We start from the raw sequence: 19897 nt of genomic DNA, 5'->3' as shown, positions 1-19897 counted from the left end.
CGAGCGGCCACAATCGCAATGTCTTACCTTTATCAGTCTTTCATGTGCAGGCCGCAGGTCCGGATCCACGAGGCTTTCATGCCGCTAAGATCGTCAGACGCGCCCGTCAGCGTGCGCGTAACCTGATCCGAAAACTGCACGCCGTTGCGGCGGCACGCTTCGAAGTCGTCGCTCAAGGCAAAGCGCGCGTCCAGCAGGTCCAGCCGGCCCTGGCACAGTTCCCGATTCAGTTCCATATTATTTGAGGCTTCGCGCGTGCGCTGGATGTCCTGTGCCTGTTTGATGCGGGCCAGTTCGGCATCGACGCGGGCGACGCAGCCGTCGTCGGCAAACGCGGGCGTGCTGGCGCATGCGGCAATGATGAGGAGAACGGCGAGGGGCGGGCGGTGCAAGACGGCCATGCGGAAGAACCTTCGTGGTGCGCAATGAATGGCTTGCATCATAACTGCTGGCTAAAGTTTCTTGCCCCTGCGGCCGTTAACGCCGGGACAGCGTCTAGCGGCCACAGGGGGCCAACTCCATGTTCAATATCATTTCCATCGTCCTGACGATCATCGCGTTGATCGCCTGGGCCGTGCATCGTCAGCAGAAGCGGCACAAGGCGTTGTTGGCGAAGTTTCGCGAGCACAATCAGCGGTCGGGTACGGCGTTTCCGGAAGACAGCGTCGACAGCGAGTTGATTCTGAGCGACAAAGCTAAGAAGGTGGTGATTGCGTTCGACCCGCAGAGCCAGAAACTGTGCATGGTCGATGGCGCAAAGGACCCGGGCGAAGTCCTGGACTTTTCCTATATCCGCAAGTGGCAGCTCAAATGGACCGAGAAGTCAGGCAATGGAAACCTGTCGTTCCTGAACGTTCACTTCGACTTTTCCACCAGCGACCTCAAACGGCCATTGATCCGTGTTCCGGTCGCGGGCAAGGCTTACGGCGACACATGGAATAGCCGACTGGGAATTCTTCTGCAGGCGTGACGCGCCATCGGAATGGGACGAGGATGCCCCCGGAATAGCCAGACCCCCGCAGGGTCTGTCGGCCGTCGAAGATGCGGTGGGGAAGGCGTGAACCGTCCGCGTTATGATTCCCGATCATTTGGAGCTTTGGGGCAGGTGTGCGTTACGTTCGCGATCATTGGGAGTACATGACCACCCCGGGCCGGTATCCCGGCATCGATGTGCTGCGAGCTATCGCAGTCTCACTAGTGGTCCTATTTCACGCGAACGCCATTAGGATTGGCTGGGTCGGCGTGGATCTGTTCTTCGTCCTGAGCGGCTTCCTGATTGGCGGCATGCTCCTAGAGAAGATCGGGGCCGGAAAGCTCTCGATGTGGGAGTTTTACAGTAGGCGGGCGTTGCGGATACTCCCGATCTACTATTTCATGATCTTGATGTACTACTTTTTCAAGGCTGGTGCGCCCGCCTTGGACTGGTCCGCTATTAGAAACATGCTGTACGGGGGCCTGTTTCTCCAGACCACGGGGCCGTATTTTTTCCCAAATCTTATCCGGGTTGACCCCCAATTCATCGTGGATGGGTCGTGGTCATTGGTGATCGAAGAAATGTTCTACCTGATCGCCCCACTTGCGCTCGTACTTGCATTCAAGGTCACCAAGAACAACCTGAAAAACGTGACACTCATCGTGTTCTTGGTCGCGCTGGCGGGGATGGCGGCAAGGCTTTGGGTGACGTTTGACTACGCTCCGAATGACGGTAGGTACTTCGGCACGTTCATCCAGTTTCACATGAGATTTGACGAGTTGGCAGCCGGCGTCGTCGCCGCAGGCATCGTCTTGCAAGGCTGGAACGTACGGAGGTGGTCTGCGGCGTTACTGGCGACGTCCGCCGCGCTATGGTGCCTATTTGGTGCCTTCATGCTAGCCAACCCCGCTTTTCTGGCCGCGCCGTATACGATTACCGATGCAACGGTCTGGCTACCTACACTCTTTGGGGCCGCGGGTGCGTTAGCGCTGCTGGCGGTGTATTGGTGGCCCTGCCGGTCGAAGCTGGTGGTCTTCATCGCCAGGTTGTCGTACCCGCTCTATCTGGTTCACCTGCTCGTGTTCCAGGTCATCAAACGTTATCGCGGAACGGGATTCTGGGCGGTCATTGACTCGCATTTCGGCGCATTCGGCGTGTGCACGCTGATGATTGGCGTGTCGGTCGTACTAGCCTACGCCGTATCGTTGCTTGTAGAGTTTCCATTCTTGAGGGCATACAAGGGCCGCAGGCCCGCGCTGGCCAACCATTCTCCAGGGTTCGCCACCTCCACCCAATAACGCATGTCTAGCCGCCTTCGGGCGGTTCTGCGTGCGGGCGATTAATCCCACGGTTCGTTGTGATAGAACGGGACTGATGGTGCCGCGCTCTGTTGTCTGCGTGACCGGATTATCTGGCGCGCTACCTTCCGCCCATACTTGGGCACCAGTTTGTCCAACTCATCATTGTGGAACCAGCGCGCCTTGGCACGTCGCAGCACCAGTAATACGACGATGGCGCAACCGATCAGCGCCACGTTCACCTGGATAGGTGCGAACGCCAGTTCATAGGCATGGGAAAAGACATCCTGAAGACTGTAGTTGGTCATTTTGATCGCCCGGATGTAACGAAACCGACATCAATATAGTCCAACAGCTGACACATTATCCAGCCCGCCGCAAGCGGGCTTGTTTATGCTCGATTGCGGGCATTGTTCAAGTCCCCATTTTGTGGAACTTGTAAATGGCTAGCCCGCGTGTGACGCAAGCTCAGAGAGTATCCGCAAGTCGCTCTCTGTGGCAATGGCTACAGGCCCCAGAGGCCGCCTTGGCGCTGGGATAAGCGGACGAAGTAGGCCATAGGACACTGGGCAAAAAGCCAGTTTACCGTTGTCTAAAACTGTCCTACCGTCCCTTCCAGATCCATGGCTTATAAAACCTGAGTTGCTGCTTCCTTTCAGACAGCCAGCGGTCACCCCTTCTGTTTTATCAACGCTTGACGACGGAGATGAAAGAGAATGACCAATACGCTTATCAGTGTCGATCTGGAACAATCCCCCTACGAAAACAAGCAGATCCACAACCGCTGGCATCCGGATATTCCGATGGCGGTGTGGGTGAAGCCCGGGGACGACTTCATTCTGGAAACCTATGACTGGACGGGCGGCGCCATCAAGAATGATGACAGTGCCGACGACGTGCGGGACGTGGATTTGTCGACCGTGCATTTTCTGTCGGGACCCGTAGGGGTGGAGGGTGCGGAGCCGGGCGATCTGCTCGTGGTTGATCTGCTGGATATCGGCGCCAAGCCGGACAGTCTGTGGGGATTCAACGGATTTTTCAGCCGTAACAATGGCGGCGGCTTTCTGACGGACCATTTTCCGCACGCACAGAAATCGATCTGGGACTTTCACGGCATGTTCACGTCGTCCCGGCACATCCCTGGCGTCAATTTCGCGGGGTTGATCCATCCGGGGCTGATCGGCTGCCTGCCTGACAGAAAGTTGCTGGACGAATGGAACCGGCGCGAGCAGGCACTGATCGATACCAATCCGGATCGGGTGCCGCCGCTGGCCAATCCGCCGGCGCCCAAGACCGCGCACATGGGCGCCTTGCAGGGCGCCGACCGCGACCGCGCAGCGGGCGAGGGCGCGCGCACGGTTCCGCCGCGCGAGCATGGCGGCAATTGCGACATCAAGGATTTGTCGCGCGGGGCCCGGGTGTTCTTTCCGGTGTATGTGAAGGGCGGCGGGCTGTCGGTAGGCGATCTGCATTTTTCGCAGGGCGATGGCGAGATCACGTTTTGCGGCGCGATCGAAATGGCCGGCTGGGTGCACATGCGCGTGTCGCTGATCAAGGGCGGCATGGACAAGTATGCAATCCGCAATCCCGTCTTCAAGCCCAGTCCGATCACCCCGGCCTATAAGGACTTTCTGATCTTCGAGGGCATTTCCGTCGACGAAGCGGGCAAGCAGCATTATCTGGACGTGAATGTGGCCTACCGGCAGGCGTGCCTGAACGCCATCGAATACCTGAAGAAGTTCGGCTATTCGGGCGCGCAGGCGTATTCGCTACTGGGGTGCGCGCCGGTGCAGGGGCACATCAGCGGCGTGGTGGACATTCCCAATTCGTGCGCCACGCTCTGGCTGCCCACCGAGATCTTCGACTTCGACATCCAGCCTTCCGCGAGCGGGCCCGTCAAGCACATCAAGGGCGATGTGGACATGCCGCTGTCGCGCGATCTATAGGAGACGACGATGCCGATGTATGACTATGCGTGCGCGGACTGCGGCGCATTTGCCGCGTTGCGGCGGTTGGCGCAGTGGCGGGATCCGGCGGCCTGCCCGCAGTGCGGCGCGTTGTCGGACCGTATTGTGGGCGGTGCTCCAGCGGTGTCGGCGCTGTCCTCGGCTGTGAACCGGGCGCACGCGGCGAACGAGCGCAGCGCCAATGAACCGCGCAGCACGCGCGCCGGGCACGGCATGAACTGCGGGTGCTGCGGCAGTTCGCGATCGCGGGGAAGAACGCGCACATCGGGAGATGGCGCAAAGTCATTCGCGGGCGCCAGGCCCTGGATGATCAGCCACTAACGCACGCTGCGGGCCGGGTGCCTCTGCATAAAGCGCCCGGCCGGCGGTGCGATAGGTTGATAGGTTGTAGCGAGGCAGGCTAGACCTGTGCCTGCGCCGCCGGTTCCAGCGGCGCCACGGCGGCGCCCTGGATCTTGTGGCGCGCCAGCGCTTCGGCGACAAAACCGGATTTCTTCATAGCTTCCACGTAGGCGGCCAGGTAGGCGCTGGCCTTGGCGCCGCGGCTCTTGGGCACGCCCATGGCCTGGCGGATCAGCATGAAGTGACCGTCCAGAAGGCGCAGCCCGCCCAGACGTTGCGCGTCGGCTTCAAGCTGTTGCTTGACGCCCGCGGCGACCTCCATGTTTTCCTGCACGAAGGTGTCTACGACGGCGGGCGAGGTGGGGGCGCGAAAGATTTCGGCCTGCTTGAGTTCGCGCGTCAGGTACAGGTCATAGGCACTGCCCTTGCCGACCACGACGCGCTGGCCGGGGCGGTCGACCTCGTCCTTGTTGACGATGGGCGAGTCCTGGCGCACCAGATAAGCGCCTTCGATGACGACATACGGCGCGGTGAAGGCGATCTGTTCGCCGCGCAGCGGGTCGATCGCGAAAAAGCCTACGTCGGCCTGTTCGGCGGCGACGGCGTTGACGGATTCGCCGGCGGATTTGAAGACCACGAGTTCCAGCTTCACGTCGAGCCGCCGCGCGAGTTCAGTGGCCAGATCCACCGACACGCCGCCGGGCTGGCCGGTGGCCGGATCGGTGTTGGCGAGGATGGGGTTGCCCAGGTTGATGGACGCGCGCAGCACGCCCGTCGGGGCGAAGGCAGACAGCATTTCGTGATCGGTCTTCATGGCTTCCTTGCTGGATGAAACGCGCCGCCGGGCGCGGTCGATGCCAGAGGATAGCCTTAAAGCCGGCGGCGGCGCGATGGCTTATTGCACGCGGCGCAGCACGTAATGCGCCGCGAGCGGGCCGGTGGGGCGCGTGCCGTCGCGGTAGAGCATCGTTACCTGGTTCTCGCCGACGAAGTAACGCTGGCTATCGCCTGCGGCGTCCAGCCGGATCGTGCTGCCGTCAGACTCCCAGCTGAAGGTGCCCGTCACGATCTCGGGCTGCGGCTGGCGGTCCAGGTACTGGGTCAGCTTTTCGTAGCGGCCATCCTTCATCAGCGTCAGGCGGGCGCGGATGCCGGGGCAGTCGGCGCAGGGCAGGGTGCCTTCGTAGCTGCCGGGCCAGTCCAGGGAGTCGCGGGAGGTGTGGTGGTCTACCGGCACCGATCGGGCAGTGATGGGCTTCGACGGCGCGCAACCGGCGAGCAGCGCAAGACTCAGGGTGCAGGTCAGGGTGGTTTTCATCATGGCGAGCTCCTGTGTGACGGACTGGCTTATTGGCTGATCTCGGATGGCCAGACGCGTCTTCACGATACGGACAGTAACGTGCCCATGCTGAAACGGGATGTAAGGCCGATGCGTGTCAAAAACGTCCAACCGGCGGGGCGGGCCGTGCGCTAAGCTCGGCCTTCCTTGCGCGTGAGGCGGTATCAGGCTGCCGGCGCAGCGATAGCGGCACAAGGCGACAGGGCAACAGGGCGACAGGGCAGCAGGGCGACAGGGCAGCAGGGCGACAAGGCGACAAGGCGACAAGCCGACAAGGCAACAGGACCACAAGGCAACAGGGCTACAGCATGAAAGGCGAACACCATTACAGCGTTACCGTCGAATGGACCGGCAACACCGGCGCTGGCACGGCCGGCTATGCGGCCTATTCCCGCGACCACGTCATCCAGGCCGCCGGCAAGCCCGACGTGCCGGGCTCGTCGGACCCCGCCTTCCGTGGCGATGCCTCCCGCTGGAATCCCGAAGACATGCTGGTGGCCTCGCTATCGGCATGCCACAAGCTCTGGTATCTGCACCTGTGCGCGGTCGAAGGGGTGACCGTGCAGGCCTATCGGGACGAGGCCGAAGGCGTCATGCAGGAAGATCCCGAACGCGGCGGCGCGTTTGCATCGGTCACGTTGCGGCCACAGGTCACCATCGGCGCGGGCGACGACGCCGCGCTGGCGGAACAGCTGCACGAACGTGCGCACCACTTCTGCTTCATTGCCAATTCAGTGAACTTTCCGGTACGGTGCGAGCCGCGCATTGTGATCCAGCCCTCCACCTGACGCCATTCCCATGACATCTGCCCTGATCGTGATCGACGTGCAACGCGCGTTGTTCGAAACTTCCCCGCCGCCCTTCGAGGCCGCGCGGGTGCTGGCCCGCATCAATGCGCTGGCTGAACGCGCCCGTGCGGCCGGTGCGCCGGTCGTGTATGTCCAGCATGAAAGTCCCGGGTCCGATCTGGCGCATGGCGAACCGGGATGGGAGCTGGATACGCGCCTTGCGCCGGCCGCCCACGACATCCGTGTGCGCAAGACGACGCCTGATTCGTTTCTCCGCACGGAATTGGCGCCGGTGTTGGCGGAGCGGGGCATCACGCATCTGGTGGTGTGCGGATACGCCACAGAGTTCTGCGTGGACACGACCGTGCGGCGGGCGGCGGGGCTGGGCCTCACGGTCACCCTGGCGGCCGACGCGCACACCACGCACGACAAGCCTCACGCGAACGGCGGCCAGATCCGGGCGCATCACAATGCCACGCTGCCGGCCATTTCCAGCTTTGGTGTGACGATTGCTGCGGTGCCGGCCGGCGAACTCTTTGCCGACGGCGCTTCGCGATGAATGTGATGGATCCAGAACTGCTGGCGCTGCTGGTGACGCGCGACATGCCGTTTGGCAAGTACAAGGGCAGGTTGATCGCCGACTTGCCCGGACCGTATCTGGCGTGGTTCGCGCGCAAGGGCTTTCCGCCCGGAGAGCTGGGCCGCTTGCTGGCCTTGATGCACGAACTGGATCACAACGGCTTGTCATCGCTGCTGGATCCGCTGCGCAAGATCCGGCGCGCGCCCTGAGACGCGCTGCGGAAACCGCAGGAAACAACTGGCGGGGATGATGTTGCGTCTTGGCACGACGCCTGCCATCCACCGGGGATACGATTAGGCGGTGCGCCCGGCCCTCGGCTCGGGCGCTGACTTATCGAACCGAGGTCGCCATGAACAAAAAACACGTATCCGCTTTCCTGTTTGCCGCCTTGTGCGCGGCGGGCGCTGCCCAGGCCCAGAACGTCGCGCCCGGCGCCACGCAGGAGATGCAGTTTCCCTCGGCCCAGGGCAGCCTGTCGCCACCCTCGACGCTGCGCATGACCGTGACGCCCGAAGCCCCGCCGCCCGCACCGATCCGCGACACGCCCCAAAGCCAGGCCGAATTCCAGCGCTGCCGTACGGTGTCGGACCGCGCCGCCACGTCGAATGCGCAGATGCAGGCCGGCGTCGAGCAATGTCTGCGCGAACTGGAACAGCGCCGCCAGCAGCAATAAGCCCGCCGGGGAATCCAAGGCCGGAGCCAGAGCGGGTACACTTGTGCGCCGTTTTGCTCTAAGCGCCTGAATTCCCATGATTTCCACCGCCTGCGGCGTCGACTTCGGCACCTCCAATTCCACCGTCGGCTGGAGCCGTCCCGACCAACATGCGCTCCTCGCGCTGGAGGACGGCAAGACCACCTTGCCGTCGGCCATCTTCTTCCACGACGAGGACGCCGAGGTCAGCTATGGCCGCGCGGCCATCTCCGACTACCTGGCGGGCTACGACGGGCGCCTGATGCGCTCGATGAAGAGCCTCTTGGGCAGCTCGCTCATTGACGGCTCGACGGAAGTGCAGGGCCGTTCAATCCCTTTCCGTGTCCTGCTGACGCGCTTTATCGCCGAGTTGAAGGCGCGCGCCGAGACCGCCGCCGGGCGCGGCTTTACCCGTGCCGTGCTGGGCCGTCCGGTGTTTTTCGTGGATGACCATCCCGCGTCGGACCAGACGGCGCAGGACACGCTGGAAGAGATCGCGCGCAACGTGGGGTTTACCGACATCGAGTTCCAGTTCGAGCCGATGGCTGCCGCTTTCCACTACGAGTCGCAGATCAGCCGCGAGGAACTGGTGCTGGTGATCGACATCGGCGGGGGCACGTCGGACTTTTCGCTGATCCGGCTGGGGCCGGACCGCGCGGCCAAGCCGGACCGCCGCGACGACATCCTGGCCTACGGCGGCGTGCATATCGGCGGCGTGGATTTCGACAAGCAATTGAGCCTGGCGCACGTGATGCCGCTGCTCGGCCTGGGCAGCCAGTTGCGCAGCGGCAAGGACGTGCCGTCGACGCAATACGGCAACCTGGCCTGCTGGCACACCATCAATCAGGCCTACACGCGCAAGGCGGCCGAGCATTTTGCCTATATCCGCGCCGAGGCCGGCGACCGCCAGAAGATCGATCTGCTGCTGAACCTGGTAAAGGAGCGTGCGGGCCACTGGGTGGCGGTGCAGGTGGAAGAAGCCAAGATCGCGCTGTCCGAGGCGCCCGCCGCACGCATCGACCTGTCGCGCGTCGCGCCGGATCTGGGTGTCGAGGTGACGCGCCCGTCGTTCGACGCGAGCGTGGGACGCTTGATCGACAAGGTCGAGACCACCGTGGGCCAGTTGCTGCGCGATGCGGGCGTGTCGACGGCGGACGTGGACACCGTGTTCTTCACGGGCGGCTCCAGCCGCGTGCCGCGCCTCCGCGAAAGCGTGTCCAGGCTGGTGCCCGAGGCGCGCAGCGTGGAAGGTGACCTGTTCGGCAGCATCGGCGCGGGTCTCGCGCTGGACGCCGCGCGCAAGTTCGGCTGACCGGCCGCCGGCGGGGCGGTGGTAAGCTGCCAGGCGTGCCGGCAACGGCTCGCCGCCCCTCTTAGTTTCCGATCCAGACGTCCTTATGACCCGACCCGCCGATACCCATCTCGTCGAAACGCTCCTCGAAAGCGAGGCCCCGTATGACGGCAGCTTCCTGAAGATCCGCCGCGATACCGTCAGCCTGCCCAACGGCCATACCGGTATCCGCGAGTACGTGGTGCACCCGGGGGCGGTGGTGGTGATTCCGCTGCTCGACGATGGGCGGGTGCTGCTCGAGCGACAGTTCCGATATCCCGTCGGTCGCGTGATGACGGAATTTCCCGCGGGCAAGCTGGATCCGGGCGAGGATCCGCTGGTATGCGCCAAGCGGGAACTGCTGGAGGAAACGGGCTATACCGCCGGCCAATGGGCCCACGCGGGCGCCTTGCACCTGGCCATCGCCTATTCCACTGAAATCATTCACATCTTCTTTGCACGCGGCCTGCGGGCAGGCGAGCGGCAGCTCGACCAGGACGAGTTTCTGGACGTCATCAGCAAACACCCCGAGGAGCTGCTGGCGGCGTGCAGCCAGGGCGAGGTCACCGATGCCAAGACGCTGACCTGCGTGCTGTGGATGCAGAACGTGCTGTCCGGCGCCTGGAAGCTGGACTGGCAGGACAACGTCGCCTGAGCGGCGTCGGGCAGCCTGACGACGATGTGCTCGCACCCGGTTCTCGTCCAGCCCTTGGGCCTGCGCTTTGACGCGCCGGCCGGCACGTCCGTGTTGCTGGCGGCGCAGGCTGCGGGCATCAAGCTGCCCAGTTCGTGCCGCAATGGCACCTGCCGCGCCTGCATGTGCCTGATGCTGGAAGGATCGATCGTGTACGGCATCGAATGGCCCGGCCTGTCGCGCGACGAAAAGGAAGAGGGCTGGATCCTGCCGTGCGTGGCCCAGGCGACGTCGGCGCTGGAAATCCAGGCGCCCGGCGCCGCGTTGATCGAGACCGCGCCGCCTGCGGTTCGCCCGCTTACCGGCGCCAGGCGCTGACCGCGGCGACCGGCAACAGGGTCGCAGCCATGCCCGCTGCCATGCCCAGCACCATTCCCCAAAACGGGGCAGCGCCCAGCGCCTGCGCCGTCTGAACGCCCAGGCGCGCGCCCAGCACCATTCCGATCGCCATGAGGACCAGGCAGAGCACCCGGCTTGCCAGCGGCGGTTTGCCGGCTTGCAGCCGGAGCCCCAGCCCTCGGGTACGAGACATTCGGTACCTAGGCAATTGAACCCAGGGCCATCGTGTCCAGGGCCATCGACTCCCGGCCAGCTGCGACCAGGGCAGCAGCGCCGCCAGCGCCATCGCGGCCGAGCTGGCCGGCATCAGCACTACGTGCCGCCATGCCAGTTGCGCCAGCGTTCCCGGCGCGCCGCACTCGCTGGCCAACAGCGCGGCGGGCGTGCGCCACGTGTCCACGAGCAGTCCGGCGCCCATGGCCGTCAGGCACACCAGCCACAGGCCAGCCATGCCGGCCGTGGCCGGCGGCCTAGCTGTGGCCGTGGCAGGCTTGACGGGGGGCGTCGCCGTATCGGTCATGGTGGCGCACCCAGTCGCGAACGTCGAAATACGGGCCGTTTTCGTTGCGGCCCAGCGGCGCGATGTCGAGGTAGTTGTAGGCTCCCGCCAGGCGCTCCACGCCGCGTTCGAAGGCCGAGTAGGTGTGGAAGATTTCGCCGTCGGGATCACGGAAGAATGCGCTGGCTCCTGGACGTTCCTCGACGGCGCCATCCGCCTGTGGCACGGAGGCTTCGAAGTCGAAATTGAAATTGCTGCCCGCTGACGAGTACCAGTCAAACTGCCAGCCCATGCGGGCCTGGAAGGCGGCCAGCCGGGCATACGGCGCGCGCGAAATGGCCACTACAGAAACGTCGTGGTGCCGCAGGTGCATGAGCGCGCTGTCCAGGTGATCGGCCAGGAGCGAGCAGCCCACGCACCCGTCCTCCCAGTCCGGACTGAACATGAAGTGATAGACGATGAGCTGGCGCCTGCCGTGGAACAGGGCATCCAGGCCTTGGATGCCGTGCGCGCCTTCAAAGGTGTAGGGCTTGTCCACTCGCACCCAAGGCAGCGCCATGCGGTCGCGGGCCAGGGCGTCTGAGGCGTGGGTCAGCTCCTTTTCGCGCCGCAACAGCGCCTCGCGGGCAACGGCCCATTGGGGGCGGGATACGACGGGATGATCGGTTTGCATCGTGCGTCTCCTTTGCGTGCCGGGCTCTTGGACCCGGGGTCAAGTTTGGATCCGGCGTACAGATCCGGGGCGCCAAGTTCAGGCCTTGCCGGCCAGGTCGTCCGCCAGCCGGTCCATGGCGCCGGACCAGCCATTCTCGTGGCCGTCGCGGGTGGCCTCGTCGACGAACGGTGTCTGCAGAAAGGCAAGCTCGGTGCCCCCGTCTGCCGAGGTGAAGTCCAGCGTGATCAGTGAGGTTTCCTGCGGCGCGTCGCGCCACGCCCAGGTGAACACCAGACGGCGATGCAGCGCGACTTCCTGGTAGCGGCCGCTGGCGTAGTGTTCCCCGCCGTCTGCGGTGATGAAGCCGACTTCATAGGCGCCGCCCACGCGCACGTCGGTTTCGGCCAGCAACACGCGTTGCGTGCCTGCCGGGCCGAACCAGCGCATCAGCGCTTGCGGGTCGGTCCAGGCTCGCCAGACGCGTTCGACGGGGGCGTCGAAGCGGCGCTGGAGCCGCAGCTCGATGGGGGAGATTCGGTTTTCCATGGGTGGATTTCCTCTTCGTGATAGAGATATCGCGCCAGCGAATCCAGTTGGCCGGTCCAGAACCTTTCGTACCGTGCCAGCCAGCCGGCGGCGGCGCGCATGGGTTCGGGAGACAGCGTGCAGCGCACGACCCGCCCGTCCTTGGCGCGCGCGATGAGGCCGGCCTCTTCCAGCACCCGCAGGTGTTTCATAAAGGCGGGCAGGGACATGGGGTGGGGTCGGGCCAGCGTGCTGACCGAGGCCGAGCCCTGTTCCAGGTCCCCCAGCACCCGGCGGCGCGTGCCATCCGCCAGCGCGGAGAAGATGGCATCGAGAGCATCATCATTTAACTTAACCATAAGGTTAAGTTTTAGGTCTGCTGAAAGTGCGTGTCAAGCGCGTTGGCTTCGGACTTTCCCTAGAGGTGAAGCGCGTTACTTGCCGCGTGGCTTGATGATGTCGCAGGCTGCAGCGGTGTTGCTCGCCGGGGCGTCGCCGCCCAGCAGCGCTCGCACGCCGCAGACCGAGCCGAACATGCGCTTGCCGTCGTGGCCCACGCCGCCGACTTCGAACGCGCTGTGACGCAGGGGGACGGGCTTGGAGCCTCGGGCGGCCAGCACGTGCTCGTACTGGACGTAGCCCGTGCCGCGCGCCAGGCGGGTGGCGCCCTGGGCTTCGGCGCCGCAGGCTTTGTCCAGCAGCCGGTGCTCGGGGTTGTTGTCCGCGCCGCCCAGCAGGTAGACCACATCGCGCGCGGCGTAGCGCACGAAGAGGCGGGAATCGTCGGATTCGCCGGCGTAGGCGGGCAGCTTGTCCGTGCCGTACTTGTACTGGTTGTAGGTGGGGCAGATGCCGCGCTCGTAGGGCGCGTAGCCCTTGCCGTCGGCGCGTGGCCGTTCGTTGGTCAGGTAGAGGTAGGAAGAGGGGTTTGCGACCACGTACCGCAGGGTCAGGCCGTCGCGCCGCAACACCCCGTCCACGTTGTTCAGCACCGCATACCGGTGCACCAACTGCGCGCCGGCCGAATGGCCGGCAAGCACGAGGCCGGCGAGCGACGGCAGGCGCTTGCGGTCGTCCAGGCTGCGCAGCAGGTCGTCCAGAACCTGGAACGAGGTGACGGGGGCGGGCCGGCCGGCGGCCTGGACGCTTTCCTGGCCGTCTTCCCAGCTTGCCTTGCGCCAGGCGGCCATGCCCGCGAAGCCCGAGTCGATCGAGCCGGAAAACCGGGGGGCAAGCACCAGCGTGTCGCCCGCGCGCGCCGGGTCGGCGGCGACCAGTGCGGCGGCGGTTTCGTAGTAGTTGTCGGCGTCGCGCTTGACGCCGTGGATGACGATGAGCACCTGCTTGATGCCGCGCAGGTCGTCCTTGGTCAGATCCCGGTTGGCGTAGACCGGCATCTTGTACCGGTTGCCGGGGCGGCCCAGTTCAACGGCCTGCCAGCGGAGCGGCGCCGCGCGCTTGGGCGCGGGCGTGGCTTCGTCGTAGTCGTAGGGGTCGGGCAGCGGCGTCTGCGCATGCGCAGCGCCGCAAGCCAGCAGGGTGGCCAGGGCGAGCGAGGCCGCCAGCGCCGTGCGGGTCAGGGAAGTGGCAGGCGCGCGGCGCATGGCGCGGCGACCGCTCAGCAGCTTTCGAGTCCCAGCAGTTGCTTGAGCGCGGGCAGGTCCAGGATGCGGACTTCGCGCTGGTTGATCTTGATGAGGCCGTCGCGGGCAAAACGCGAGAACAGACGGCTGACCGTTTCCAGCGTCAGGCCCAGATAGTTGCCGATTTCTTCGCGGCTCATGCGCAGCACGAACTCGGTGGACGAATAGCCCAGCGAGGCGTAGCGCTGCGAGAGGTTCAAGAGGAATGCGGCCAGGCGCTGTTCCGAACGCATGGAGCCCAGCGACGCCAGCATCTGGTGCGAGCGGGTGATCTCGCGGCTCATGAGGCGGCGGAATTGCTGTTGCAGCGACGGCAGGTGCGACGCGACGCGATCGACTTCGTTCAGGCGGATGACGCAGACCTCGGAATCTTCGAGGGCCACGGCGGCCGACACGTGCTTGCCATCCAGCATGCCGTCCATGCCGACGATCTCGCCGGGCAGATGGAAGCCGGTGATCTGGATCTGGCCGGTGGCGTCTTCAAGTTGCGTTTTCAAGCTGCCGAAGCGCACGCCGTAGACGGCGTCGAGCGGATGATCCAGCGAAAAGAGCGTCTTGCCTTTTTCCACGCGGACGCGCTCTTTGACCAGTTCGTCCAGCTTTTCGACTTCGGCGGCTGCCATGCCCACGGGAACGCAGACGTGACCCAGCATGCACGTGGAACAGTGGGCGGCATCAGGGGCAATGGGGACCCGTTTTTGCATACGATGACCTTTAGAGTGCCCATTGCACGGCGGGCGCCGGAACGGGTGTGAAGCACGAGACAGGCGTCTATTGTAGTCCGTTGTTACTACGGGTGTCTTACCGGGCGTCCTGCTTTGTTCTGGAAAGGCGATGAGCGATCCAGTCTTCCCCGGCGATATCGACCGCGGCGGCCCGAAACGCGGGGTCGATCGGATAGTACTCGCAGGGCAGCAGACCGGCCGGACCGGCGCCTTCCAGGCTGGCGGAAACCGTGCGTCGCACGAAGCAGCAGGGCTTGCCGGGCTGGTATTCCTCGATCTCGTCCATCAGGGCGATCAACGCCGGTTCCACCTGGAAAACGTCGCCGCGCACGCGCCGGCCATCCTGCACGGGGATGAGGCCGGGCCAGTCCCCAAAATCGACCAGCATGCCGGGCACGCTGGCCGGTCCGACATGGCTGGCGGCCGGCAAGCCACGCGCCGCGGCGGCGCGGGCGAGGTCGTTGATTTCGCCGGCCCGTAGGGTGCCGTACACAAAAACGTATATGCTCATTGCTCTGTTTGCTGGTGCACGTCGAAGAAGACCATGAGAGGCGCCGGGTGTTGAAATTGTCTCACCCGGCCACATATTCAGGTTATCGAGCCAGCCGGCACGGATCGGTCAGGCTCCCCACAAGCCAATACGACCATTATGCGATTCGACAAACTGACGACCAAGTTTCAACAAGCGCTGGCAGACGCGCAAAGTCTGGCCGCCCGCAACGATCATCCCTACATCGAGCCCGTCCACGTGCTGTCCGCCCTGTTGTCGGATTCCGACAGCGGCGCGGGCAGTTTGCTGGCGCGTGCCGGTGTGGCGGTCAACCGACTGGGTCCTGCCCTGGAGTCCGCCCTGAAGGGCTTGCCGCAGGTGCAGGGCGAAGACAACGTGCAGGTGGGCCGCGACCTGCAGGGTGTGCTGACCCGTACCGACAAGGAAGCCTCTCGCCGCGGTGACACCTATATCGCCAGCGAACTCTTCCTGCTAGCGCTGGCCGACGACAAGGGTGAAGCCGGCCGCATCCTGCGCGACGCGGGCCTGCAGAAAAAGGCCCTGGAAGCGGCGATCGACGCCGTGCGCGGCGGCGAGAACGTGTCGGGCGCGGAAGGCGAGGCCAACCGCGAGGCCCTTTCCAAGTACACGCTGGACCTGACCGAGCGCGCCCGCCAGGGCAAGCTGGATCCGGTCATCGGCCGCGACGACGAAATCCGCCGCACCATCCAGATCCTGCAGCGCCGGACCAAGAACAATCCCGTGCTGATCGGCGAACCCGGCGTCGGCAAGACCGCCATCGTCGAAGGCCTGGCGCAGCGCATCGTCAACGACGAAGTGCCCGAGACCCTGCGCGGCAAGCGCGTGCTGTCGCTGGACCTGGCGGCGCTGCTGGCGGGCGCCAAGTTCCGCGGCGAGTTCGAAGAACGCCTGAAGGCGGTGCTGAAAGAGCTGGGCCAGGACGACGGCCGCAACATCGTGTTCATCGACGAGCTGCACACCATGGTGGGTGCGGGCAAGGCCGAAGGCGCGATGGATGCGGGCAACATGCTCAAGCCGGCGCTCGCGCGCGGCGAGCTGCACTGCATCGGCGCCACCACGCTGGACGAATACCGCAAGTACATCGAGAAAGACGCGGCGCTTGAGCGGCGCTTCCAGAAGGTGCTGGTCGACGAACCCGATGTGGAATCCACCATCGCCATCCTGCGCGGCCTGCAAGAGCGCTACGAAATCCACCACGGCGTCGAGATCACCGACCCGGCCATCGTCGCGGCCGCCGAGCTGTCGCATCGCTACATCACCGACCGCTTCCTGCCCGACAAGGCCATCGACCTGATCGACGAGGCCGGCGCGCGCATCCGCATGGAGATCGACTCCAAGCCGGAAGTGATGGACAAGCTGGACCGCCGCATCATCCAGCTCAAGATCGAGCGCGAGGCCGTCAAGAAGGAAACGGACGATGCCTCCAAGCGCCGCCTGGGCGTCATCGAGGACGAGCTGCAAAAGCTGCAGCGCGAGTACAACGACTTCGAGGAAATCTGGAAGGCCGAGAAGGCCGCGGTGCAAGGCACGCAAGCCATCAAGGAAGAGATCGACAGCGTCCGCGCCGAAATGGCGGAACTGCAGCGCAAGGGCCAATTCGACAAGCTGGCCGAGCTGCAATACGGCAAGCTGCCGGATCTTGAGGCACGTCTGAAGGCTGCCGAGGTGGGCGCCGCCGAGGCCGCCGAAAACGCCGAAGGCGACGAATCGCGTCCGCGCCTCTTGCGCACGCGTGTCGGCGCCGAGGAAATCGCCGAAGTCGTGTCGCGCGCCACGGGCATTCCCGTGTCGAAGATGATGCAGGGCGAACGCGAGAAACTGCTGCACATGGAAGAGTTCCTGCACAAGCGCGTGGTGGGCCAGGACGAGGCCGTGCGCCTCGTCTCCGACGCCATCCGCCGTTCGCGTGCGGGGCTGGCGGATCCGGCGCGGCCGTATGGCTCGTTCCTGTTCCTGGGCCCCACCGGCGTCGGCAAGACCGAGTTGACGCGTGCGCTCGCCGAGTTCCTGTTCGACTCTGAAGAGCACATGATCCGTATCGACATGAGCGAGTTCATGGAGAAGCATTCGGTGGCGCGGCTGATCGGCGCGCCGCCCGGATACGTGGGCTACGAAGAGGGCGGCTATCTGACCGAGGCCGTGCGGCGCAAGCCCTACAGCGTGGTGCTGCTCGATGAAGTCGAAAAGGCGCACCCGGATGTGTTCAACGTGCTGCTGCAGGTGCTGGACGACGGCCGCCTGACCGATGGCCAGGGCCGCACCGTCGATTTCCGCAACACGGTGATCGTCATGACGTCGAACCTGGGTTCGCACCATATCCAGACGCTGGCCGGCCAGCCGTACGACGTGGTCAAGGAAGTGGTGTGGGATGAACTGAAGCAGACGCTGCGGCCTGAATTCCTGAACCGTATCGACGAAGTGGTGGTGTTCCATGGCCTGGAAGCGCAGCACATCGAGTCCATCGCCCGCATCCAGCTTCGCCGTCTGGGCGAGCGCCTGGAAAAGCAGGAGATGCGGCTGGAGGTGACGGAACCGGCCCTGGCCGAACTGGCCCGCTCCGGCTTCGACCCGGTGTTTGGCGCGCGCCCCTTGAAGCGTGCGATCCAGCAGCAGATCGAGAACCCGGTGGCGCGCCTGATCCTGGAAGGCAGGTTCGGTCCGCGCGACGTGGTCCCGGTGGATTGGCAGGATGGCCAGTTCGTCTTCACCCGCACGTTGCAGTGATCGCGCTGCAATAAGCAGAATGCCCGGCGCGTAGCCGGGCATTTTTTTGTCTGCGCCGTAGCGCCGCCGCAGCGCTGCCGCGCCGAACAGATCGGCGCGGCGCTGGGCAATCACATCACTTCGCGACCGTCACGAACACCGGGTTCGAATAGAACCACAGATCGTTGTAGTTGCGGGCATTGATGGCGTTGAAGCGCGCCGCGTTGTCGGCAAAGTCGACCTTGGCGTCCGGCAGCGGTTCGCCTGCTGCGGTTTCGCCGGCCACGTCCACGCCGAGGTTGGTGCCGCGCAGGCGCAGGTACTGGCTCTTGTCGGCGGTGATTGTGGTCGTGATGACGTTGTAGCCGTCTTCGTCCACCTTCCAGTCGGCCTTGGTGAAGCGGGCCAGCACGCGCGTGGTGGGGTTGGTGTCGGCGTCGTATTCCGGGGTGCCGGGTTCGGCGCGCTCGGTCACGTCGCCGACGATCAGGTCCACGTGGTTGACGGTGGGCTTGACGTAGGTGGGGTTACCGCTTTCGATCGGGTACTCGTAGTTGTTGCGCTCAGGGCTGCGGAAGCGGATGGTGACCTCGACCGTTTCACCCTTGGCTGCCTGGAGTTCGCCGCCCATGTGCACGGCGCCGGCCGCGCCCTTGGCCTGGAAGTCCAGCGCATCGATCAGGTCGCCGAAGACGCCGAACATGCGGCCGCTCTTCAAGCCGGCCACCACGGCCGCCATGTCGTCGCCGTCCTTCCAGACGTGCGTCTTGGAGTATTCGCCGGGCGCGTAGCCGCTGCTGTACAGGCCCGATGCCGTGCGGAAGTGGTAGTCCGAGTCGGCCACGTTCCAGATGCGGCGGCCTTCGCCCAGCAGTGCGTCCCACGTGCCGCCCAGGTGCGCGACCAGATAATCGGCGCCGCCGTAGGTGCGGTTGGGCAGGAAGGCATTGGTGTAGGCGGTGGCGTAGCCGCCACGGTCGGGTTCCATCTGGTTGCCGACCATGCCTTCGATCGCGAAGAAGACGCTCGGGGCCAGGTCATTCATCTCGCGCAGCTGGGCGATGGTGTACTTGCCCGCGTAGCGCGACGGGTGGTTCAGCAGCATGTAGCTGTCGGGGTACTTGTCGCGCAGCCACTTCAGCGCGGCCAGCGAGTCGGCGTGCGTGGTGAACGCGCGCGTTTCGCCGGACAGGCGCGAGACCAGCAGCGGGTCGAACAGGTTGGGGTCACGGTTGGTGAACAGATATTCGAACTCGGCCACGGCCTCCAGCGACTTGGGCGACTGCGGATCGTTGTAGCCGATGCCGATGTTCACGTGGTCATGCGTGGGCATGTCCCATTCGAACGACGAGAAGATGATCTTGCCGGCGTAGCGGCCCGCGGCCTGCGCCTGCTTGATGTAGGGCACTTCGTACTGCGCCATGCCTTGCGAGAACGGAATCGATCCGCCGGGCAGGTTGACGCCGGTATGGTCACGGGCGGACAGGCGCAGATGGTTCGATATGGCGACCCAGTCCAGCTTGTAGCGGTCGAACGCCTGGTCCAGCGCGCTTTCCAGGCTGACCTGCGCGTCGTCCGACTGGAACGTGTGCACGTGCAGATCGCCCGTGGACCACGCGCCCGTTTCGACCGGCTTGGGTTGCTCTGCAGGCGGCGTCGGGTCGGTCACGACGGGCGGCGTCGGCTCAGGGGTGACCATCTCGTCATCGTCATCGCTGCCGCCGCAAGCGCTCAGCAGGGTCACGCAAGCCAGCGACAGGGGCATGATGGCTCGCCGCAGGCGGGATACTTCGAACTGCATCTACAACACTCCAACGTCATGTCGGCATGCAACGCGCATGCCGCAAAGCGCGCAACTATGCGGGCGGGGAATGACGCGGGAATGACAGTGGCGTGCCGGATATCATTTTCCGTGCGCCTGGCGTTGCCTTCAGCAGCTATTTTTTCGCCGCTTGGGCTTCGGTCAGCGCCTGCGTGATGATGGCGTTCGCGGTCCAGCGCACCACATCAGTGACCTCGGGCAAGTCGAGTTTCCAGATGTCCTTGAGCACCAGGAACACCTCGGTGCCGTACACCAGCGACAGCGCCTGCGCGACGCGGTCCTGCTGCGCCGGCGTCAACTGGGTGGCCAGGGGCGCGATGGCGCGCCTGAGGATGTCGACGCGGTGGCCGCGCACCAGTTGGGGCTCGGCGCCGGCCTTGCCGGCGCTGGCCTGCGCATGCTGTTGCAGCGACACCTGAATGGCGGCGCGCAGCGGCGCCTCGTGCGCGGCC

The 19897-nt window shown here is 64.8% G+C and carries 24 protein-coding genes and 1 pseudogene; 12 read left to right on the top strand and 13 right to left on the bottom strand.

Going from position 1 to position 19897, the window contains the following annotated elements:
* Window positions 1–32: 32 nt before the first annotated feature.
* Window positions 33–401, bottom strand: coding sequence for a hypothetical protein (locus B3446_RS14255; RefSeq protein ID WP_291382600.1), 369 nt, complete (start codon window positions 399–401; stop codon window positions 33–35).
* Between the two features lie 119 nt (window positions 402–520).
* On the opposite strand from B3446_RS14255, the gene B3446_RS14250 reads away from it, so the two are divergent.
* On the top strand, window positions 521–970 hold the full coding sequence (locus B3446_RS14250; protein WP_291382598.1) for a hypothetical protein: 450 nt from the start codon (window positions 521–523) through the stop codon (window positions 968–970).
* A 167-nt stretch (window positions 971–1137) separates the two neighbouring features.
* Complete coding sequence (locus B3446_RS14245; protein ID WP_291382596.1) at window positions 1138–2271, top strand: acyltransferase family protein; 1134 nt, start codon at window positions 1138–1140, stop codon at window positions 2269–2271.
* A 41-nt stretch (window positions 2272–2312) separates the two neighbouring features.
* Here B3446_RS14245 and B3446_RS14240 read toward each other — a convergent pair whose 3' ends face one another.
* Window positions 2313–2579 carry a hypothetical protein gene (locus B3446_RS14240; protein WP_191575678.1) on the bottom strand — a complete coding sequence of 89 codons (267 nt, stop codon included), beginning with the start codon at window positions 2577–2579 and terminating at the stop codon, window positions 2313–2315.
* Window positions 2580–2987: 408 nt separating this feature from the next.
* Here B3446_RS14240 and fmdA point away from each other — a divergent pair, with 408 nt between their 5' ends.
* Window positions 2988–4217 carry a formamidase gene (fmdA, locus tag B3446_RS14235; protein WP_291382594.1) on the top strand — a complete coding sequence of 410 codons (1230 nt, stop codon included), beginning with the start codon at window positions 2988–2990 and terminating at the stop codon, window positions 4215–4217.
* Window positions 4218–4226: 9 nt separating this feature from the next.
* A complete protein-coding gene (locus B3446_RS14230; protein ID WP_291382592.1) occupies window positions 4227–4559 on the top strand; it encodes a zinc ribbon domain-containing protein in 333 nt (110 codons plus the stop codon).
* A gap of 79 nt (window positions 4560–4638) precedes the next feature.
* Here B3446_RS14230 and B3446_RS14225 read toward each other — a convergent pair whose 3' ends face one another.
* The gene (locus tag B3446_RS14225) at window positions 4639–5394 is read right to left on the bottom strand and encodes an ABC transporter substrate-binding protein (RefSeq protein ID WP_291382590.1); all 756 of its coding nucleotides are present in this window, start codon (window positions 5392–5394) and stop codon (window positions 4639–4641) included.
* Window positions 5395–5475: 81 nt separating this feature from the next.
* A complete protein-coding gene (locus B3446_RS14220; RefSeq protein ID WP_175123544.1) occupies window positions 5476–5901 on the bottom strand; it encodes a copper resistance protein NlpE in 426 nt (141 codons plus the stop codon).
* Between the two features lie 326 nt (window positions 5902–6227).
* On the opposite strand from B3446_RS14220, the gene B3446_RS14215 reads away from it, so the two are divergent.
* The 7 genes from B3446_RS14215 (at window position 6228) to B3446_RS14185 (ending at window position 10320) form a co-directional block, all read left to right on the top strand.
* Complete coding sequence (locus B3446_RS14215; RefSeq protein ID WP_291382588.1) at window positions 6228–6707, top strand: OsmC family protein; 480 nt, start codon at window positions 6228–6230, stop codon at window positions 6705–6707.
* A 10-nt stretch (window positions 6708–6717) separates the two neighbouring features.
* Window positions 6718–7266, top strand: a complete 549-nt coding sequence (locus B3446_RS14210; protein WP_291382586.1) for a cysteine hydrolase family protein — start codon at window positions 6718–6720, stop codon at window positions 7264–7266.
* Between the two features lie 5 nt (window positions 7267–7271).
* On the top strand, window positions 7272–7496 hold the full coding sequence (locus B3446_RS14205) for a DUF3820 family protein (protein WP_191575881.1): 225 nt from the start codon (window positions 7272–7274) through the stop codon (window positions 7494–7496).
* A gap of 140 nt (window positions 7497–7636) precedes the next feature.
* The gene (locus B3446_RS14200; RefSeq protein ID WP_175123541.1) at window positions 7637–7960 is read left to right on the top strand and encodes a hypothetical protein; all 324 of its coding nucleotides are present in this window, start codon (window positions 7637–7639) and stop codon (window positions 7958–7960) included.
* A gap of 76 nt (window positions 7961–8036) precedes the next feature.
* On the top strand, window positions 8037–9290 hold the full coding sequence (locus B3446_RS14195; protein ID WP_191575672.1) for an Hsp70 family protein: 1254 nt from the start codon (window positions 8037–8039) through the stop codon (window positions 9288–9290).
* An 85-nt stretch (window positions 9291–9375) separates the two neighbouring features.
* The gene (locus tag B3446_RS14190; RefSeq protein ID WP_175123539.1) at window positions 9376–9963 is read left to right on the top strand and encodes an NUDIX domain-containing protein; all 588 of its coding nucleotides are present in this window, start codon (window positions 9376–9378) and stop codon (window positions 9961–9963) included.
* 24 nt (window positions 9964–9987) lie between these two features.
* Entirely contained in the window at window positions 9988–10320 is a 333-nt protein-coding gene (locus B3446_RS14185; protein ID WP_291382580.1) for a 2Fe-2S iron-sulfur cluster-binding protein, read from the top strand.
* Here the strand turns inward: B3446_RS14185 and B3446_RS14180 are convergent.
* From B3446_RS14180 to B3446_RS14150, 7 genes are all read right to left on the bottom strand, one after another.
* A complete protein-coding gene (locus B3446_RS14180; protein ID WP_291382578.1) occupies window positions 10301–10792 on the bottom strand; it encodes a hypothetical protein in 492 nt (163 codons plus the stop codon). The two genes, B3446_RS14185 and B3446_RS14180, sit on opposite strands and share 20 nt — an antisense overlap.
* Window positions 10793–10811: 19 nt before the next feature.
* Window positions 10812–11513, bottom strand: a complete 702-nt coding sequence (locus B3446_RS14175; RefSeq protein WP_291382576.1) for a DUF899 domain-containing protein — start codon at window positions 11511–11513, stop codon at window positions 10812–10814.
* A gap of 78 nt (window positions 11514–11591) precedes the next feature.
* Entirely contained in the window at window positions 11592–12041 is a 450-nt protein-coding gene (locus B3446_RS14170; protein WP_291382574.1) for an SRPBCC family protein, read from the bottom strand.
* Window positions 11942–12379 (bottom strand): ArsR/SmtB family transcription factor, encoded by a 438-nt coding sequence (locus B3446_RS14165; protein ID WP_291382571.1) that lies wholly within the window; start codon window positions 12377–12379, stop codon window positions 11942–11944. Before B3446_RS14165 ends, B3446_RS14170 begins: the two co-directional genes overlap by 100 nt.
* A 75-nt stretch (window positions 12380–12454) precedes the next feature.
* Window positions 12455–13624, bottom strand: coding sequence for a hypothetical protein (locus tag B3446_RS14160; RefSeq protein ID WP_291382569.1), 1170 nt, complete (start codon window positions 13622–13624; stop codon window positions 12455–12457).
* 14 nt (window positions 13625–13638) lie between these two features.
* Window positions 13639–14367 (bottom strand): fumarate/nitrate reduction transcriptional regulator Fnr, encoded by a 729-nt coding sequence (gene fnr / locus B3446_RS14155; RefSeq protein WP_175123532.1) that lies wholly within the window; start codon window positions 14365–14367, stop codon window positions 13639–13641.
* A 97-nt stretch (window positions 14368–14464) separates the two neighbouring features.
* Window positions 14465–14899: a gamma-glutamylcyclotransferase family protein gene (locus B3446_RS14150; RefSeq protein ID WP_291382567.1), complete on the bottom strand. Its 435-nt coding sequence runs from the start codon at window positions 14897–14899 to the stop codon at window positions 14465–14467.
* A gap of 138 nt (window positions 14900–15037) precedes the next feature.
* Between B3446_RS14150 and clpB the strand changes: the two genes are divergently transcribed.
* Window positions 15038–17644, top strand: a complete 2607-nt coding sequence (gene clpB, locus B3446_RS14145; RefSeq protein ID WP_175123530.1) for an ATP-dependent chaperone ClpB — start codon at window positions 15038–15040, stop codon at window positions 17642–17644.
* A gap of 115 nt (window positions 17645–17759) precedes the next feature.
* On the opposite strand, the gene B3446_RS14140 is transcribed toward clpB, so the two are convergent.
* Together B3446_RS14140 and B3446_RS14135 are read right to left on the bottom strand one after the other, a co-directional pair.
* Window positions 17760–19424 (bottom strand): S-layer protein, encoded by a 1665-nt coding sequence (locus B3446_RS14140; RefSeq protein WP_291382564.1) that lies wholly within the window; start codon window positions 19422–19424, stop codon window positions 17760–17762.
* A 136-nt stretch (window positions 19425–19560) separates the two neighbouring features.
* Window positions 19561–19897: pseudogene (locus tag B3446_RS14135) on the bottom strand (TetR/AcrR family transcriptional regulator); the annotation flags it as partial.

Origin of the sequence: Achromobacter sp. UBA5777 (assembly GCF_002418565.1) — a bacterium.
Classification (GTDB): Bacteria; Pseudomonadota; Gammaproteobacteria; order Burkholderiales; family Burkholderiaceae_B; genus Achromobacter; species Achromobacter animicus.
This window is presented reverse-complemented; position numbering and strand designations above follow the sequence as displayed.

What these genes read in the sequence shown, in the direction of transcription:
- B3446_RS14255 (WP_291382600.1), bottom strand. Translation starts at nt 401, where the DNA reads ATGGCCGTCTTGCACCGCCCGCCCCTCGCCGTTCTCCTCATCATTGCC.
- B3446_RS14250 (WP_291382598.1), top strand. Translation starts at nt 521, where the DNA reads ATGTTCAATATCATTTCCATCGTCCTGACGATCATCGCGTTGATCGCC.
- B3446_RS14245 (WP_291382596.1), top strand. Translation starts at nt 1,138, where the DNA reads ATGACCACCCCGGGCCGGTATCCCGGCATCGATGTGCTGCGAGCTATC.
- B3446_RS14240 (WP_191575678.1), bottom strand. Translation starts at nt 2,579, where the DNA reads ATGACCAACTACAGTCTTCAGGATGTCTTTTCCCATGCCTATGAACTG.
- fmdA (WP_291382594.1), top strand. Translation starts at nt 2,988, where the DNA reads ATGACCAATACGCTTATCAGTGTCGATCTGGAACAATCCCCCTACGAA.
- B3446_RS14230 (WP_291382592.1), top strand. Translation starts at nt 4,227, where the DNA reads ATGCCGATGTATGACTATGCGTGCGCGGACTGCGGCGCATTTGCCGCG.
- B3446_RS14225 (WP_291382590.1), bottom strand. Translation starts at nt 5,394, where the DNA reads ATGAAGACCGATCACGAAATGCTGTCTGCCTTCGCCCCGACGGGCGTG.
- B3446_RS14220 (WP_175123544.1), bottom strand. Translation starts at nt 5,901, where the DNA reads ATGATGAAAACCACCCTGACCTGCACCCTGAGTCTTGCGCTGCTCGCC.
- B3446_RS14215 (WP_291382588.1), top strand. Translation starts at nt 6,228, where the DNA reads ATGAAAGGCGAACACCATTACAGCGTTACCGTCGAATGGACCGGCAAC.
- B3446_RS14210 (WP_291382586.1), top strand. Translation starts at nt 6,718, where the DNA reads ATGACATCTGCCCTGATCGTGATCGACGTGCAACGCGCGTTGTTCGAA.
- B3446_RS14205 (WP_191575881.1), top strand. Translation starts at nt 7,272, where the DNA reads ATGGATCCAGAACTGCTGGCGCTGCTGGTGACGCGCGACATGCCGTTT.
- B3446_RS14200 (WP_175123541.1), top strand. Translation starts at nt 7,637, where the DNA reads ATGAACAAAAAACACGTATCCGCTTTCCTGTTTGCCGCCTTGTGCGCG.
- B3446_RS14195 (WP_191575672.1), top strand. Translation starts at nt 8,037, where the DNA reads ATGATTTCCACCGCCTGCGGCGTCGACTTCGGCACCTCCAATTCCACC.
- B3446_RS14190 (WP_175123539.1), top strand. Translation starts at nt 9,376, where the DNA reads ATGACCCGACCCGCCGATACCCATCTCGTCGAAACGCTCCTCGAAAGC.
- B3446_RS14185 (WP_291382580.1), top strand. Translation starts at nt 9,988, where the DNA reads ATGTGCTCGCACCCGGTTCTCGTCCAGCCCTTGGGCCTGCGCTTTGAC.
- B3446_RS14180 (WP_291382578.1), bottom strand. Translation starts at nt 10,792, where the DNA reads ATGGCTGGCCTGTGGCTGGTGTGCCTGACGGCCATGGGCGCCGGACTG.
- B3446_RS14175 (WP_291382576.1), bottom strand. Translation starts at nt 11,513, where the DNA reads ATGCAAACCGATCATCCCGTCGTATCCCGCCCCCAATGGGCCGTTGCC.
- B3446_RS14170 (WP_291382574.1), bottom strand. Translation starts at nt 12,041, where the DNA reads ATGGAAAACCGAATCTCCCCCATCGAGCTGCGGCTCCAGCGCCGCTTC.
- B3446_RS14165 (WP_291382571.1), bottom strand. Translation starts at nt 12,379, where the DNA reads ATGGTTAAGTTAAATGATGATGCTCTCGATGCCATCTTCTCCGCGCTG.
- B3446_RS14160 (WP_291382569.1), bottom strand. Translation starts at nt 13,624, where the DNA reads ATGCGCCGCGCGCCTGCCACTTCCCTGACCCGCACGGCGCTGGCGGCC.
- fnr (WP_175123532.1), bottom strand. Translation starts at nt 14,367, where the DNA reads ATGCAAAAACGGGTCCCCATTGCCCCTGATGCCGCCCACTGTTCCACG.
- B3446_RS14150 (WP_291382567.1), bottom strand. Translation starts at nt 14,899, where the DNA reads ATGAGCATATACGTTTTTGTGTACGGCACCCTACGGGCCGGCGAAATC.
- clpB (WP_175123530.1), top strand. Translation starts at nt 15,038, where the DNA reads ATGCGATTCGACAAACTGACGACCAAGTTTCAACAAGCGCTGGCAGAC.
- B3446_RS14140 (WP_291382564.1), bottom strand. Translation starts at nt 19,424, where the DNA reads ATGCAGTTCGAAGTATCCCGCCTGCGGCGAGCCATCATGCCCCTGTCG.